Below are 14,070 nucleotides of genomic sequence, written 5' to 3' on the forward strand. Positions count from 1 at the left end.
GGAAATAAAATGGAAAATATTAATATAAAGGCCCCTCGAGATGACAAGAGGACCAGGACATTTTCGTGGGAAGAAGTATCTAAGTACTTCTTCCTACTTTGTTCTGTACTTTCAATTTTCTTCTTACTCCTAATTTGTACCTTTATCTTCAAAGATTCAATAGAATTTTTTGGTAAAGTTGGAGTGAAGGATTTTATATTTAACGACTCTTGGGCACCTATGAATCAACCGCCAACTTATGGAATCTTATCCATGATTCTTGGCTCAATAATTATTACAGCCCTATCTTGTTTGGGAGCAGTGCCAGTTGCCATTATGGTGGCAGCCTACTTGGCCTTTGATTGTCCCAAAAAATTTTACAAAATTTTAAAACCAGGACTTAATTTAATGACAGGGATTCCATCAATAGTTTATGGTTTCTTTGCCCTAACAATTATTGTTCCTATTAACAAGTCTATCTTTGGTGGAAATGGGATGAATATTTTAAGTGCATCAATCTTGCTTTTAATAATGATCCTACCAACAATAATTTCTATGGCAGAAGCTTCACTTAGAACTGTGCCAAAGTCTTATTACTCAGGCTCACTTTCTCTTGGGGCATCTCACGATGAAACTATAACAAGAGTTATGATACCTGCTGCAAGATCAGGAATTTTTGCAGGAATTATACTTGGAATTGGTCGTGCCATTGGTGAAACTATGGCAGTAATCCTTGTTGCTGGTAACCAAACAAGACTTACACTTAACCCTCTCAAGGGAATTAGAACTATGACTACAAATATTGTATTGGAAATGGCTTACGCTGCTGGCGACCACAGGCAAGCCCTAATAGCAACAGCAGGAGTCCTATTTATTTTTATCTTAATAATAAATACAAGTTTCTTCATAGTTAAGAACAGGAGGGAAAAAAATGACTAAAATAATTGCCCTAGGTCTCTTGGCCCTATTTATAATTTCAATTCTTGGACTTCACTTTGTTGGCAAGATGTCCTTTTATAAAATAACAACGAGACTATTTTCAGCTATGACTCTTGGAGTCCTAGTCTTTATAGTTATATTTGTTGTAGTAAAGGGAGCCCTATCCTTTAGACCGAGTATGTTGTCTCTTAACTATTCAACAGAAAATCTATCCATGGGTCCTGCCATTGTAACAACACTTTTAACAGTTGTCCTTTCAATTTTACTGGCATCACCTATTGGAATTTTTACTGCAATATTTTTAGTTGAGTACACAAGGGTGGAAAACAAACTAGTAAAGGCAATAAGACTTGCAACAGAAACTCTTGCAGGTATTCCTTCCATTGTATACGGACTCTTTGGAATGTTATTCTTTGGACTAAAATTAAAAATGGGATTTTCAGTAATTTCTGGTGTTCTAACAGTTTCTATAATGATCTTGCCAATTATTATCAGGTCAACTGAAGAAGCTTTAAAGTCAGTTCACCCATCAGTGAGACAAGGTTCCCTTGCCCTTGGTGCAGGTAAGCTTAGGACAATCTTTAAGGTTGTACTTCCTATAGCAATCCCAGGGATTTTATCAGGCATAATTTTATCTGTTGGCCGTGTAGTTGGAGAAACTGCTGCCCTTATGTACACACTGGGAACAGCAACATCTCTTCCAACATCTATTAGATCATCATCAAGGACTCTTGCTCTTCACATGTACGTTCTTTCATCAGAAGGAAAGCACGTTGGAGAAGCCTATGCAACTGGCATGGTCCTCTTGATTTTAGTTTTAATAATAAACTGGTCTTCTACAAAACTTGCAAACAAACTTAGTGAGGTTGAATAATGAATACAAAAATGAGCGTTAAGGATCTTGATCTCTTCTACGGAGACTTTCAAGCTCTTCACAATATAAACTTAGACATAAGAGAAAGAGAAATTCTTTCCTTTATTGGGCCATCAGGTTGCGGCAAGTCTACCCTATTAAAATGTTTAAATAGGATGAACGACCTAGTTGTTGGCTGCAAGATTGATGGAGAAATAAAACTCGATGGCGATGACATCTACGCCAAGAATTATGATGTAAATAAACTTAGGAAAAGAGTGGGTATGGTCTTCCAACAACCTAATCCGTTCCCAATGAGCATCTACGAAAACATCGCCTATGGACCAAAGACCCATGGGATAAAAAACAAGGCTGAGCTTGATGAAATTGTTGAGTCATCACTTAAGCAAGCTGCCATTTGGGATGAAGTAAAAGATGACTTAAAAAAGTCTGCCCTTTCCATATCAGGTGGGCAACAACAAAGACTTTGTATAGCAAGAGCTCTTGCAGTTAATCCAGAAGTTATATTAATGGACGAACCAACATCTGCCCTTGACCCAATTTCCACAGGAAAAATTGAGGACCTTGCCCAAGATTTAAAGGACAAGTACACAATTGTAATGGTAACCCACAACATGCAACAGGCATCAAGAATTTCAGATCAAACTGCCTTCTTCTTAAATGGAGTTATTGTTGAAAAGGGAAATACTGTAGATATCTTTACAAACCCAAGGGAAGAAAAAACAGAATTATATGTAACAGGAAGGTTCGGCTAATGAGAAAAAGATTTGATGATGAATTAAGGCACTTAAATGACTTGGTCTTAGAGATGGCAAGTTTAAATGAATCTGCAATTAAAAAGGCAATTTCACTTTTAGATGAAAAGGACAAGGATATTGCAGAAGAAGTCATCCAAGATGAAAAGAGAACAGACCAATACGAAAAAATTATTCAAGACCAATGCCTTAAAATTTTTGTAGAGCAACAACCAGCAGCAAGTGACCTTAGGAGGGTCTCTTCTGCCTTAAAGATGATTACTGACTTAGAAAGAATTGGGGATAACGCAAGAGATATTGCAGAAATTTGCATGGGCCTAGCTGATGACGGTGACACTACAAGCCTACCTCTTATAAAGGAAATGGCAGAGGCAACAGTTAATCTTTTAAATAGGTCCATTGATTCCTTTGTAAACTTAGATCTTGATCTTGCAAAGAAAATTGATGACGAAGATGATGTTATTGACAATTATTTTGTAATGATAAGAGACCAATTAATTGATATAATAAAGTCAGATTTTAATCCAGCAGCTGCCATTGATTATATAATGATTGCCAAGTACTTGGAAAGAATTTCTGATCATGGAGTTAACATTGCTTACTGGGTGATCTTTACTATAGAAGGTTCAAGAAGCTAATTAAAAATCAAAAAATAAGGATGATTTTATGCTAATTTATCTTGTTGAAGATGATACATCGATTTTAAAATTAATTGAATACTCTTTAAACACTAAGGGTTACGAGGTCAGAGCCTTTGAAAAGGGCAAGGACTTCTTTAAAGTTCTTGAAGAAAAAAGGCCTGATTTAGTCCTCCTTGACATAATGCTTCCCGACATGGACGGAATCGAGATTTTAAAAAGGCTTAGGGAGAGAGAAGAAACTTCTGACACCTGGGTCATAATGATAACTGCCAAGACTTCAGAATACGACGTGATTTCTGCCCTTGACGAAGGAGCAGACGATTACATCAAGAAGCCATTCTCTGTCATGGAACTTTTATCAAGAGTTGGGGCAGTGGAAAGACGAGCTAGCAAAAAGCCAAAGGACACAGGAGTCCTTGACTACAATGGGATTGTTATAAAAGACAAGAACAGGTCTGTCACTATTGATGGTGCTCAAGTTGACTTTAGCTTAAAGGAGTATGAAGTTTTAAAATATTTAATTCTAAATAAGGACATAGTTATCTCTCGTGAGAAACTCTTGACAGAAATTTGGGGTTACGACTATGAGGGAGAAACTAGGACTGTGGACATGCACATAAAGTTAATAAGAGATAAGCTTGGTGACAAGAGGGGATGCATCAAAACCATTAGGGGAATTGGTTACATGATGACCAAGGAGGAATGAGATGAAAAAAAGATTTTTCAGATACCTCCTTGGAATTGCCCTCTTGACTTTATTTTTATCAACTGTGGCTTCCATGTTTGTATTTTATTCTGGTTACGCCAAGAGGTCCAACGAGGACTTGAGAAACATTGTCATGACTATGGGAGAAAGTCTCAACAAGCATGAAGATGACATTGCTTACTTGGAAGGACTTGCAAATAAAAAATTAGACTTTAGGATAACCTTGATAAGAGAAGATGGAGAAGTCCTTTATGATTCAAAGAAGGATGTAAAACTCTTGCCATCTCACAAGGACAGGCCAGAAGTTATTGAAGCAAAAAAACTTGGCTACGCGCAAGTGGAAAGATATTCCAACACCCTATCCAAGGACCTCTACTATGTCAGCCTAAGGCTTGATGATGGAAATATGATTAGGATTTCAAGAGAAATGGACAACTTAGTTGGTGCCTTCACCAAGGTCCTTCCTCTTGATATATTAATGTCCCTTGTGATATTTGTTGTTGCAGCTTTTGTTTCAAGTAGTTTAACCAAAAAGACCTTTGATCCACTAAACAATCTTGAAGAAGACTTGATAAATATTGACACAAATATTTTTCCAGAGATTAGTCCCTTTATAAATAGGATTAAAAGGCAAAAGCTAACTATTGATGAAAACTACAAGGAGATTGCCAGAGAAAGAGACACAATAAATACGATTTTAAAAAATATGAGGGAGTCCCTTGTTATTGTTGACGAAAACAAAAATCTCTTGACAGTAAATGACTCTGCAAGAGAAATCTTTAATTCAAAGAGAGACATTCTTGGAGAAAATATTATAAATCTCATTAGAGATGAAGAAATTTTAAAAATGGCTGATGAGGCCCTTGAGGGCAAGAGCACTGAAGCCATAACGAGAATTGGCAACAGGGACTACAAGTGTTACGTAAATCCAGTCTTTGAAGACAAGAGGGTTAGGGGACTTTTGATCTTATTTATTGATGAGACGGAAGAAATCAGGGCCCTAAGACTTCGTGAAGAATTTTCATCCAATGTTAGTCACGAGTTAAAGACTCCCCTTACATCAATCTCTGGTTTCTCAGAACTTCTTGTCAACAACTTGGTAGAAGACAAGGACAAGGAAGGTTTTTATAAATTAATTTACAATGATTCCAAGAGACTACTAAGTCTTGTGGAAGACATTATGAAAATTTCTGGCCTTGAAAATGCAGGAGACTATGACAAGGAAGAAGTTGACCTAAGGGAAATAATTTCTGAAATCCTAAAGGGCTATGAAGGCTTAATTGAAGAAAAAAATATTAAGGTTAACTTTGAGGGGGATGGCAGTCTTTTTGAAAACAGGACTATGATTTGGGAGCTCTTCTCCAACTTAATCAACAACGGACTTAAGTACAACAAAGAAGGAGGAAGGCTTGACATAAAAATTTCTGAAGAAGAGGAGAATTACAAGGTTCACATTGCTGACACAGGAATTGGAATCCCTCAAGAAGACCTTGCAAGGATTTTTGAAAGATTTTACAGGGTAGACAAGTCTAGGTCACGTAGGGTTGGTGGAACAGGTCTTGGCCTCTCCATAGTAAAACACATCCTGCAAAATATAGACGGAAAGGTAAAGATTTATTCACAACTTGGTAAAGGAACGACCTTTGAATTACTTTTAAAGAAGTCAAAGAAAAATTAATTTCATAAATTTTAGAGACACAAAAAGAGGACCTTCGCGGTCCTTTTTTGTTTTATTTTTTAAAAATATTAAGATTTATATTCTTAAAAAATAAAAAAAATAAATGCTATTATATCCTTAAAATAGATTTTATTAGGAGGATATTATGAACAAGAGATTAATTAATTTAGGACTAGGTTTAGTAGCAGGTGCTCTTGGTGGAAAAATTCTTACATCAGAAACTGCAAAAAAATTAGCAGTTAACACAGTAGCTGGTGGCCTAAAAATCAAAGAAGGTATCGACAAAAACCTTGAAGCTGTAAAAGTTTCTAGTGAAGACATTCTTGCTGAAGCAAAAGTAAAAAAGGCAGAAGATGAAAAGAAGGAAGCTGAAAGAAAGGCTCAATTAGATATAGAAAAAGTTTCCCAAGCAGAAGTAGAAGAAGAAGTTGTTGAAGAAGAAGTAGAAGACTAAAATGATTGCTTCTATTGCTAGTAGGACTCTTGGAAGGACTCGCTTCACCTATGAAGGGATCCTGCCAGAATCCAATGTAAATAAATTAAAATACAAGATTGAAGAGCTTGAGGGAGTTAAGTTTTGTAAAATTTCTCCCCTAGCTAATTCTATAGTCGTATCTTATGAAGAAAAATTTCTGCCAAAGATAGCAAGATTTATCTTAAACTTTGACTTAAGTGACTTAGATGACTTTGAAATTGATGATTCAGACTTTGTCCCACAAAATGATAGGGAAGTCTTTCATATCTTGCGTGATGCAATGTATAGGAGGATTTTCTTTACAAAAATTATGCCAATGCCCTTGAGACCTCTTGGCGTAGTTATAAAATCAATCCCTTACATCAAGGCTGGTTTAAGAAGTCTTAAGAACAGAAAACTTGACGTCAGTCTACTGGATGCCACAGCTATTGGAGTTTCGATACTGGATGGAGAGTTTGCTGATGCAGGCAGCATTATGTTCTTACTAGAACTTGGCGAAGAACTAGAAGACTACACCCTAAAGAAGTCCAAGGATAACCTGGCTCAGTCATTGAAGTTAAACGTTGATAAGGTCTTTGTTCTTGATGGAGATAAGAAGTATTTAAAGAAGCTTGAAGATGTAGAAATTGGCGAGCTTGTTGAAGTCGACATGGGGTCAACTATTCCTGTTGACGGAGAAATAATTAGGGGCTACGGCATGGTCAACGAGGCATCCCTAACTGGCGAGTCACTTCCTGTTAAGAAGACTGAAGGCAAGACTGTCTTTGCAGGCACTGCCCTTGAAGAGGGAGCCATTTTAGTGAGGACTGCAAAAAAATATGACGACTCAAGAATCAACCACATAATAGAATTAATTGGAGAAAGTGAAAAGAACAAATCCCTTGCAGAAAAGAGGGCAGAATCTCTTGCAGATTCTATTGTAAAATATTCCTTCCTTGGGGCAGGCCTAACTTATCTTTTGACAAGAAACTTTATCAAGGCCAAGTCCTTTTTAATGGTGGACTTCTCTTGTGCCCTAAAACTTACAATGCCAATTGCAACAATGAAGGCAATTTCGTCGGCATCAGAAAGAGAAATCCTTGTAAAGGGTGGAAGGTATCTTGAAAAGTTGGCCCAAGCTGACTCCATAGTCTTTGATAAGACTGGAACTCTTACAAAGTCAGAGCCAAAGGTTGAGAAGGTAATTGCCTTTTACGACCACGATGAAGATGAATGTCTAAGGATTGCAGCCTGTCTTGAAGAACACTTCCCACATTCCATTGCCAATGCAGTTGTTAAGGCCGCTAAGGATAAGGACCTCAAGCATGAAGAGATGCACTCGAAGCCAGAATATATTGTGGCTCATGGAATAAAATCAAGTATTGAGGGAAGACCTGCCTTAATTGGATCGGCTCACTTCATACTTGAAGATGAAAAGATTCAAATCGACAAGGCCCAAGAAGATAAGATTGAAGAGTTAAAGGAAGACTACTCACTCTTATACCTAGCCTATGATGAGAAATTAATTGCAGTAATTTGTATAAAAGATCCAGTGCGTGAAGATGCAAAACTTACTATTGATGCCCTAAGACAACTTGGATTTACAAAAATTGCCATGCTAACTGGCGACGCAGAGAACTCTGCAAGAGCTGTGGCAGAAGAGCTTGAACTTGATTATTATGAGTCACAAGTCTTGCCCGAAGACAAGAAAAATTATGTAGACAGGGAAAGGGAAGCAGGCAGGACTGTTGTCATGATTGGAGACGGAATCAACGACTCCATTGCCCTATCATCGGCAGATGTGGGCATCTCCATGCATGAAGGTGCAGACATAGCAAAAGAAATTGCAGACATATCCATTAAGTCCGACTCCTTAAAGGAACTTGTTGATGCAATAAAAATTGCAAGAGGACTTGAGAGAAGGATCCACAGAAATTACAGGGAAATTATTTCATTTAACGGGGCCCTAATTATCCTAGGAGTATTGGGTTACGTGACAAATACTCGTTCAGCCTTCCTCCACAATGCCTCAACAGTTGCCATTGCAGGAAGAAATATGAGGGACTACGCAATTTAAAATAAATTTGTAAATAAAAAAGTAAAAATATATTTTTCCAAATCTCAAAAAAAGAGGACCTTCGCGGTCCTTTTTCTTATGCTTATTTACTGTCTTCTTCTGTCAAAATTCTCAAGATCTCTGAATAAATATCTTCAGGATTTTTTTTGAAATTGGCGGTTATTTTTTTCGCCATAGTGGGGTCTGATGCTTCAATTTTTAAATCAAGAACATCAATCTCGTCATCCCTAATTTTTAAATGAGCGTAGTGGCTTCCATCTCTTTCAATGACTTGACCTGATACAGAATTTTTTAAGAGCAAGTCGTGGTGGTAGGTCTCCATCTTCTCGTCTAAAAATTTTATATTCTCTTCAGGTATTTGCTCATAGAAAATATTTAGGGTCTTTGTCCCATCTTCTGAAAGATAATATTTTTTATCGTCGTCAAAGAGGACAAGGCCTGTTGACTCTAGCTCCTTTAAATATTGTTTGAAATAAAAATAATTAAAGAGCTCAATATCCAATACAAAATAGGACAGGTCATTTTCCTTGAGCCTGTGATTGAAATTATCTATTATGTAGAGGATTAATAATTTATTTAATGCAAGTTCAAAAGAACTTTTTTTCATAAGATCACCTTCCAAGTAATTATACCAAAGCCAGGCTCATAAAGGCAATTAAAGATGAATTTTTACAAGTTTTTGATATAATGTAGGTGGAGGAATTATGGAAAAAGAAATTTTATTTTCTCGTGAAGAGATCAAAGAAAAAGTTGTAAGCCTGGGCAAGATGATAGAAAAAGACTTCGAAGATGATTTCGTAGTTATTTCTCTTTTAAGGGGAAGTTTTATCTTTGCAGCAGACTTAGTTAGAGAGATAGATAGATTAGTTGAAATAGATTTTTTGACAACTTCAAGTTATGGTCATAGCGAAAGCTCAAGTGGAGAAGTTAGGTTCTTGACAGACCTTCGCACTAATATCGAGGGCAGAAATGTCTTAATAGTTGACGACATATTGGACACAGGCAACACCCTCTACGCAGTGAAGGAAAAGTTAATGACTTACAAGCCAAAAACTTTAAAGACTTGTGTCTTGTTGGACAAGCCTTCAAGGAGAGAGGCAGATGTAAGTGCCGACTACGTTGGCTTTGAAATCGAGGACCTCTTTATAGTTGGTTACGGCCTAAACTATGGGGACCACTACAGAAATGTCCCTTACATTTACACTTACACAGAAAAAAATGAAAAACTTTAAGAAGAAGACTTTAAATGTGATGAGTGTCAACTCCTTGACCCTTGTCCTTGCAATTATATTTTTGACAATTGGATTTAACATCCAGGAACGTTTTAGCTTTTGGGGGACTTTTATAACAGAAGTGGGTATAGTTTTGATTCCAGCCCTTTTAATTTCCTCAACAGGAAGAATAAAAGAGGTCCTAAAGATCAAGAAGGCCCCAATGAAGAGCCTGGGACTTACAATAATCCTTGTGATATTAATTTATCCTGTGATCTTGCTTTTCAACGGAGTATTTTTGTCCCTTCTTTCAAATTTTATTGAATACAAAAATTTTCCCATGGAGCTAATGCTACAAAATGTTCCAATTTTTAATTATTTGATTTTCATGTGCCTTGTGCCGGCAATTTGTGAAGAAGTTTTCTTTAGAGGAACTCTTACCAATGCCTACAATGTTTATGGAGAGAGGTTTGCCATAGTGGTATCGGCCCTTGTCTTTGCCCTCTTCCACTTTGATATCCAAAATTTTATAGCACCCTTCTTGTTGGGACTTTTGTTTGCAAGTTTAATTGAAGTCACAGGTTCAATTTTGCCTGCAATCTTGGCCCACTTTGTCAACAATGTTCTTGCAGTTTTGTCGGCAAGATACGTTAACGAAAGGGTCTTTAACTTTTTGAGACAGACGAAGTTTTCTCGTGAGATAGGATCTCTTGAGCTTTCAATAATTATAATTCTAGTTGTCCTTTCAATTTTTTCAATAATCCTTGGCAGGTTTATCATGAAAAGTTTGAAGGAGGAGAACAAGTCTGAAGGTCAGGTTAAGATAAGATATAGGGACGTGGAAGCAATTGATTTATTCAACTTTGTTCCTCTCATTGCCCTTGTGATTTTGTATTTCATCTATCACTACATTGTTTTTTAAGGAGATAGGATATGGATAAGATTAGAGAAGCAGCAGATTTAATTTTAAAATCAAAGAAAGTTTTTGCCCTAACTGGCGCAGGTATTTCTACAGATTCAGGTATTCCTGACTTCAGGTCATCATCTGGATATTATTCCAAGATGGACCCAGCCCTTGCCCTTTCCAAGGACAGACTTTTAAACCATCCAGAAATTTTTTATAAGGAAGGCTACAAGATTTTAGAAGACTTAAATGACCAAGAACCAAACGGAGGCCACAAGGCTCTTGCCAAGATGGAAGAGGAAGGTTATCTTGCTGGTATAATCACACAAAATATTGACAACCTTCATGCCAAGGCTGGGTCTAAAAATATTTACGAAGTTCACGGAGAAACTCGTGGAACCCACTGCATGAAGTGTGGTAAGGAATATCCTTTTACTGTAATGAGAGAAAAGGTTGAAGCTGGAGAAATTCCACCTAAGTGTGATGAATGTGGTGGAGTGATCAGACCTAATGTTGTGATGTTTGGCGACATGATGCCAGATGATTTTGAAAGGGGAGCAAGGGAACTTGACTCTACTGAAACCTTAATTGTAGTTGGATCATCTCTTACAGTTTCACCAGTAAATTTCTTGCCAAACTATGTGGACCACTTGATTATAATAAACAACGACCCAACACCTATGGATAGGCGTGCCGATGTAGTCATCCACGAAAATTCCACTAGGGTATTACAAGAAATTTTGAAGGAGCTTGAAGCTAGATCATGATGTACGGAGATTTTGCTTATTTTTACGACAAGCTCATGTATGACCTTGACTACGAAAAAATTTATAAATTTATAGGAGAGCTTCTGGGGAAAAAATCTCTAGAAGCTGACTTAATTTTAGAAATGGCCTGTGGGACTGGAGGTCTCACAGAAAAGCTAGTCAAGGACTACAAGGTCCATGCCTTTGACCTTTCAGAGGACATGTTGGCAGTTTGTGAAAATAAGATTAGAAGTAGGAACTTAAGACTTTTTAAGCAAAACATGGCAGGTTTTTCTGCCCCATCAACTTATGACACCATAGTCTCAGTTGGTGACAGCTTAAATTATTTAATAGAGAGGGAAGACTTTGAGGCTGCCCTAAAATCAGCCTATGACCACTTAAGAGATGGTGGGATTTTTATCTTTGACTTAAACACAGAGTACAAGTTCAAGAACATTGACCCTGTAACTGTTGACGAAGTTGAAGATGTCTTCTATATTTGGGAAAATATTTTTGATGAAGAATCAAAGCTAAACACTTATGGAGTTAATTTTTTCAGAAACACTGAAGACAATAATTACAAGAGATTTTATGAAGAGCACCTAGAGAGGGCCTATGACCTTTCTTATGTGAAAAATATTTTAGAAGAAATTGGATTTTGTGATATGGAAGTTTATGATGACTATGACTTTAAAGAAGCAAGTGATGAAACTTCTAGATACACAATAGCCGCAAGGAGGTAAATTTGGGATATATTTTAAGAGCAATAGATGAGACAGAAACTATAAAAATTTCTACTGCCATAACAACTGACGTAGTTGAAGAGGCAGCAAAGATTCACAAACTATCAAAGACAACTGCAGCAGCCCTGGGAAGAGTTTTAACTGCAACAGCAATTATTGGATCATGGCAAAAAAATGAAAGGGATTCAGTAACTATTTCCATAAATGGAGATGGTCCAGCAGGTCCAATTGTTGCAACTTGTAAAAACGACGGTTATGTAAAGGGCTACGTTTCAAGACCAGGAGCCGACCTTCCAATAAGAGAGTATGACGGAAAGATTGATGTTGCTGGAGCCGTTGGCCAAGGAACCCTAACTATGACAATGGACGTTGGAATGAAGAAGCCTTACACAGGAACAGTTAACCTGACAAGTGGTGAAATCGCAGAAGATCTTGCAGTTTATTTCTTGCAATCAGACCAAGTTCCATCAGCAGTTGGTCTTGGAGTCCTTGTTGATGTTGACTATTCAATCAAGGCAGCAGGTGGCTTTATAGTTCAACTAATGCCAGACTGTAGGGAAGAAGAGATTGCAAAGCTAGAGGAAAACTTGAAAAAGCTAAACAACGTAACTTCAGTGATTGATGAGTACCACGATGCAGAAAAGTTAATTGAAATCTTAATGGAAGGCATGAACTACAAGGTTCTTGAAAAGAGAGAAATTGAGTACAAGTGCAACTGCTCTCGTGAAAAAGTTGAAGATGCCATTGTGTCAGTTGGACCACAAGAAATTAAAAAAATTCTAGAAGAAGACAAGAAGGCAGAAGTGAATTGCTACTTCTGTAACTCTGTTTACGATTTTGACGAGGAAGACCTTGAGAGAATGCTAAAGAAGGCCGAGGACATAAATAAAAATAGGGAAGTTATTATCCAAGATAATTTTTAGATTAAATTTTTTTATATCTTTTAAAATAGTTTAAATCTATTTGATATTTTGTCCGATTGGTTAGTGAATATTAATTAAAGGAATGTAAGGATCCTATGAGTAGAAAATTATTAGACGTTTTAAAATATGAAAAAAACAATAAAATAAGTGGTGGAATATATCACAAACTCCAAGTTGAATTCACTTACAACTCTAATCACATAGAAGGAAGCAAGTTGACTGAAGACCAAACTAGGATGATATTTGAAACCAACACCCTTGGTGTCAATGAATCAGTAAATGTCGATGACATTATAGAAACCTTAAATCATTTTCAATCAATTGATAAGGTCATAGATTCCTACGACGAAGAATTGACAGAAGCTTATATAAAAGACCTTCACAAGGCTTTAAAAGCTGGCACAAGTGACTCCAAGCTAGATTGGTTTAGGGTTGGAGATTATAAGGCTTATCCAAATGAAGTTGGTGGAAATGAAACGACTTCGCCTGAAGATGTGCCACATGAAATGAAAAAACTTCTAGATTCTTACAATGAGAAGAAAGAGAAAAGACTTGAAGATATAATTGACTTCCACTATAGGTTTGAAAAAATTCATCCTTTCCAAGATGGGAATGGTAGAGTCGGAAGGCTTATTATTTTTAAAGAGTGTCTCAAGTATGACTTTGTTCCCTTTATAATTAGCGAAGACTTAAAATTTTTCTATTATAGGGGACTTGCAGAATACAAAAAAGAAAGAGGATTCTTGGTAGAAACTTGTCTTTCAGCACAAGATAGGTTTAAGGCATATTTAGATTATTTTAAAATCGATTATAGAGACTAAAAGAAAATTTTATAAAAAAAGAAAGATAGCTAGAAAATTTAATCTAGCTATCTTTTTTTTATGTTTTTATCTTATGTTATTAAAAACTTTTTCCATGGGTTTAAAAACCACAAGGACTATGACAGATGAAACTGCAATTTGAATTAGGTTGCCTGGTATTGACGCAAGGGGTGCGACAAGTGAAGACAAGATAAAAATTTCTCCTATGTAGTAAACCACAACTTTTACAAGGGCAACAAGTATAAAAGATGTAATTAAACTTTTAAGATTGTGCTTCTTGTAGTTCATCTTGTTTAAGATGTAGCCCATGATTAGGGCTGAGATCACAGTCATTGGTGACCAAAGAATCCATCCACTTGTTAAGTCAAATAGGCCCATGCCCAAAGCTCCTGCTGTCATGCCCACTCTCTTGTCAAAAAATATGGCAGCCAAGAAGAAGGGGACATTGCCCAAGTGAATCAGGCCTCCGTTGGGGGAGAAGGGGAGTTGGATTTTTACCAGCCAAGTGAATACATATACAAGTGCAATAAATAGTGAAGTGATGACAAGGTCTCTGACCTTAAAATTTTTCATGAGTGCTCCTTTCACATTTTTTTAAAATAATTTAGAATTATTTTAC

General features: G+C 36.7%; 16 protein-coding genes. 14 read left to right on the top strand and 2 right to left on the bottom strand.

Going from position 1 to position 14,070, the window contains the following annotated elements:
- The first annotated feature begins 9 nt into the window (after nt 1-9).
- From pstC to I6I93_RS06405, 8 genes are all read left to right on the top strand, one after another.
- On the top strand, nt 10-918 hold the full coding sequence (pstC, locus tag I6I93_RS06370) for a phosphate ABC transporter permease subunit PstC (RefSeq protein ID WP_112890573.1): 909 nt from the start codon (nt 10-12) through the stop codon (nt 916-918).
- Nucleotides 911-1,792: a phosphate ABC transporter permease PstA gene (gene pstA, locus I6I93_RS06375; RefSeq protein ID WP_112889867.1), complete on the top strand. Its 882-nt coding sequence runs from the start codon at nt 911-913 to the stop codon at nt 1,790-1,792. Before pstC ends, pstA begins: the two co-directional genes overlap by 8 nt.
- The gene (pstB, locus tag I6I93_RS06380; protein WP_070700427.1) at nt 1,792-2,547 is read left to right on the top strand and encodes a phosphate ABC transporter ATP-binding protein PstB; all 756 of its coding nucleotides are present in this window, start codon (nt 1,792-1,794) and stop codon (nt 2,545-2,547) included. The genes pstA and pstB overlap by 1 nt, the downstream gene beginning before the upstream one ends.
- On the top strand, nt 2,547-3,185 hold the full coding sequence (gene phoU / locus I6I93_RS06385; protein WP_112889868.1) for a phosphate signaling complex protein PhoU: 639 nt from the start codon (nt 2,547-2,549) through the stop codon (nt 3,183-3,185). Before pstB ends, phoU begins: the two co-directional genes overlap by 1 nt.
- Before the next feature lie 28 nt (nt 3,186-3,213).
- Nucleotides 3,214-3,894 carry a response regulator transcription factor gene (locus I6I93_RS06390; protein WP_070700433.1) on the top strand — a complete coding sequence of 227 codons (681 nt, stop codon included), beginning with the start codon at nt 3,214-3,216 and terminating at the stop codon, nt 3,892-3,894.
- 1 nt (nt 3,895) lies between these two features.
- Nucleotides 3,896-5,572 carry a sensor histidine kinase gene (locus tag I6I93_RS06395; protein WP_112889869.1) on the top strand — a complete coding sequence of 559 codons (1,677 nt, stop codon included), beginning with the start codon at nt 3,896-3,898 and terminating at the stop codon, nt 5,570-5,572.
- A 145-nt stretch (nt 5,573-5,717) separates the two neighbouring features.
- Nucleotides 5,718-6,026: a DUF6110 family protein gene (locus I6I93_RS06400; RefSeq protein ID WP_112889870.1), complete on the top strand. Its 309-nt coding sequence runs from the start codon at nt 5,718-5,720 to the stop codon at nt 6,024-6,026.
- A 1-nt stretch (nt 6,027) separates the two neighbouring features.
- Nucleotides 6,028-8,103 (top strand): heavy metal translocating P-type ATPase, encoded by a 2,076-nt coding sequence (locus tag I6I93_RS06405; RefSeq protein ID WP_112889871.1) that lies wholly within the window; start codon nt 6,028-6,030, stop codon nt 8,101-8,103.
- Between the two features lie 82 nt (nt 8,104-8,185).
- On the opposite strand, the gene I6I93_RS06410 is transcribed toward I6I93_RS06405, so the two are convergent.
- Complete coding sequence (locus I6I93_RS06410; RefSeq protein ID WP_112889872.1) at nt 8,186-8,710, bottom strand: DUF4364 family protein; 525 nt, start codon at nt 8,708-8,710, stop codon at nt 8,186-8,188.
- A 97-nt stretch (nt 8,711-8,807) separates the two neighbouring features.
- Between I6I93_RS06410 and hpt the strand changes: the two genes are divergently transcribed.
- The 6 genes from hpt (at nt 8,808) to I6I93_RS06440 (ending at nt 13,451) form a co-directional block, all read left to right on the top strand.
- Entirely contained in the window at nt 8,808-9,335 is a 528-nt protein-coding gene (gene hpt, locus I6I93_RS06415) for a hypoxanthine phosphoribosyltransferase (RefSeq protein WP_112889873.1), read from the top strand.
- A complete protein-coding gene (locus I6I93_RS06420; protein WP_306344720.1) occupies nt 9,289-10,236 on the top strand; it encodes a type II CAAX endopeptidase family protein in 948 nt (315 codons plus the stop codon). The genes hpt and I6I93_RS06420 overlap by 47 nt, the downstream gene beginning before the upstream one ends.
- 11 nt (nt 10,237-10,247) lie before the next feature.
- Nucleotides 10,248-10,985: an SIR2 family NAD-dependent protein deacylase gene (locus I6I93_RS06425; RefSeq protein WP_112889874.1), complete on the top strand. Its 738-nt coding sequence runs from the start codon at nt 10,248-10,250 to the stop codon at nt 10,983-10,985.
- The gene (locus I6I93_RS06430) at nt 10,982-11,707 is read left to right on the top strand and encodes a class I SAM-dependent DNA methyltransferase (RefSeq protein ID WP_112889875.1); all 726 of its coding nucleotides are present in this window, start codon (nt 10,982-10,984) and stop codon (nt 11,705-11,707) included. The genes I6I93_RS06425 and I6I93_RS06430 overlap by 4 nt, the downstream gene beginning before the upstream one ends.
- 2 nt (nt 11,708-11,709) lie before the next feature.
- Nucleotides 11,710-12,630, top strand: a complete 921-nt coding sequence (gene hslO, locus I6I93_RS06435) for an Hsp33 family molecular chaperone HslO (protein ID WP_112889876.1) — start codon at nt 11,710-11,712, stop codon at nt 12,628-12,630.
- Nucleotides 12,631-12,725: 95 nt separating this feature from the next.
- Nucleotides 12,726-13,451 (top strand): Fic family protein, encoded by a 726-nt coding sequence (locus tag I6I93_RS06440; protein ID WP_112889877.1) that lies wholly within the window; start codon nt 12,726-12,728, stop codon nt 13,449-13,451.
- 66 nt (nt 13,452-13,517) lie between these two features.
- On the opposite strand, the gene I6I93_RS06445 is transcribed toward I6I93_RS06440, so the two are convergent.
- Nucleotides 13,518-14,024, bottom strand: a complete 507-nt coding sequence (locus I6I93_RS06445) for an ECF transporter S component (RefSeq protein ID WP_112889878.1) — start codon at nt 14,022-14,024, stop codon at nt 13,518-13,520.
- Nucleotides 14,025-14,070: the final 46 nt, after the last annotated feature.

The organism is Peptoniphilus harei (genome assembly GCF_016726485.1).
GTDB classification, from domain to species: Bacteria; Bacillota; Clostridia; order Tissierellales; family Peptoniphilaceae; genus Peptoniphilus_A; species Peptoniphilus_A harei.

Coding starts and splice junctions, on each gene's coding strand:
- pstC (WP_112890573.1), top strand. CDS start 10: ATGGAAAATATTAATATAAAGGCCCCTCGAGATGACAAGAGGACCAGG.
- pstA (WP_112889867.1), top strand. CDS start 911: ATGACTAAAATAATTGCCCTAGGTCTCTTGGCCCTATTTATAATTTCA.
- pstB (WP_070700427.1), top strand. CDS start 1,792: ATGAATACAAAAATGAGCGTTAAGGATCTTGATCTCTTCTACGGAGAC.
- phoU (WP_112889868.1), top strand. CDS start 2,547: ATGAGAAAAAGATTTGATGATGAATTAAGGCACTTAAATGACTTGGTC.
- I6I93_RS06390 (WP_070700433.1), top strand. CDS start 3,214: ATGCTAATTTATCTTGTTGAAGATGATACATCGATTTTAAAATTAATT.
- I6I93_RS06395 (WP_112889869.1), top strand. CDS start 3,896: ATGAAAAAAAGATTTTTCAGATACCTCCTTGGAATTGCCCTCTTGACT.
- I6I93_RS06400 (WP_112889870.1), top strand. CDS start 5,718: ATGAACAAGAGATTAATTAATTTAGGACTAGGTTTAGTAGCAGGTGCT.
- I6I93_RS06405 (WP_112889871.1), top strand. CDS start 6,028: ATGATTGCTTCTATTGCTAGTAGGACTCTTGGAAGGACTCGCTTCACC.
- I6I93_RS06410 (WP_112889872.1), bottom strand. CDS start 8,710: ATGAAAAAAAGTTCTTTTGAACTTGCATTAAATAAATTATTAATCCTC.
- hpt (WP_112889873.1), top strand. CDS start 8,808: ATGGAAAAAGAAATTTTATTTTCTCGTGAAGAGATCAAAGAAAAAGTT.
- I6I93_RS06420 (WP_306344720.1), top strand. CDS start 9,289: ATGTCCCTTACATTTACACTTACACAGAAAAAAATGAAAAACTTTAAG.
- I6I93_RS06425 (WP_112889874.1), top strand. CDS start 10,248: ATGGATAAGATTAGAGAAGCAGCAGATTTAATTTTAAAATCAAAGAAA.
- I6I93_RS06430 (WP_112889875.1), top strand. CDS start 10,982: ATGATGTACGGAGATTTTGCTTATTTTTACGACAAGCTCATGTATGAC.
- I6I93_RS06440 (WP_112889877.1), top strand. CDS start 12,726: ATGAGTAGAAAATTATTAGACGTTTTAAAATATGAAAAAAACAATAAA.
- I6I93_RS06445 (WP_112889878.1), bottom strand. CDS start 14,024: ATGAAAAATTTTAAGGTCAGAGACCTTGTCATCACTTCACTATTTATT.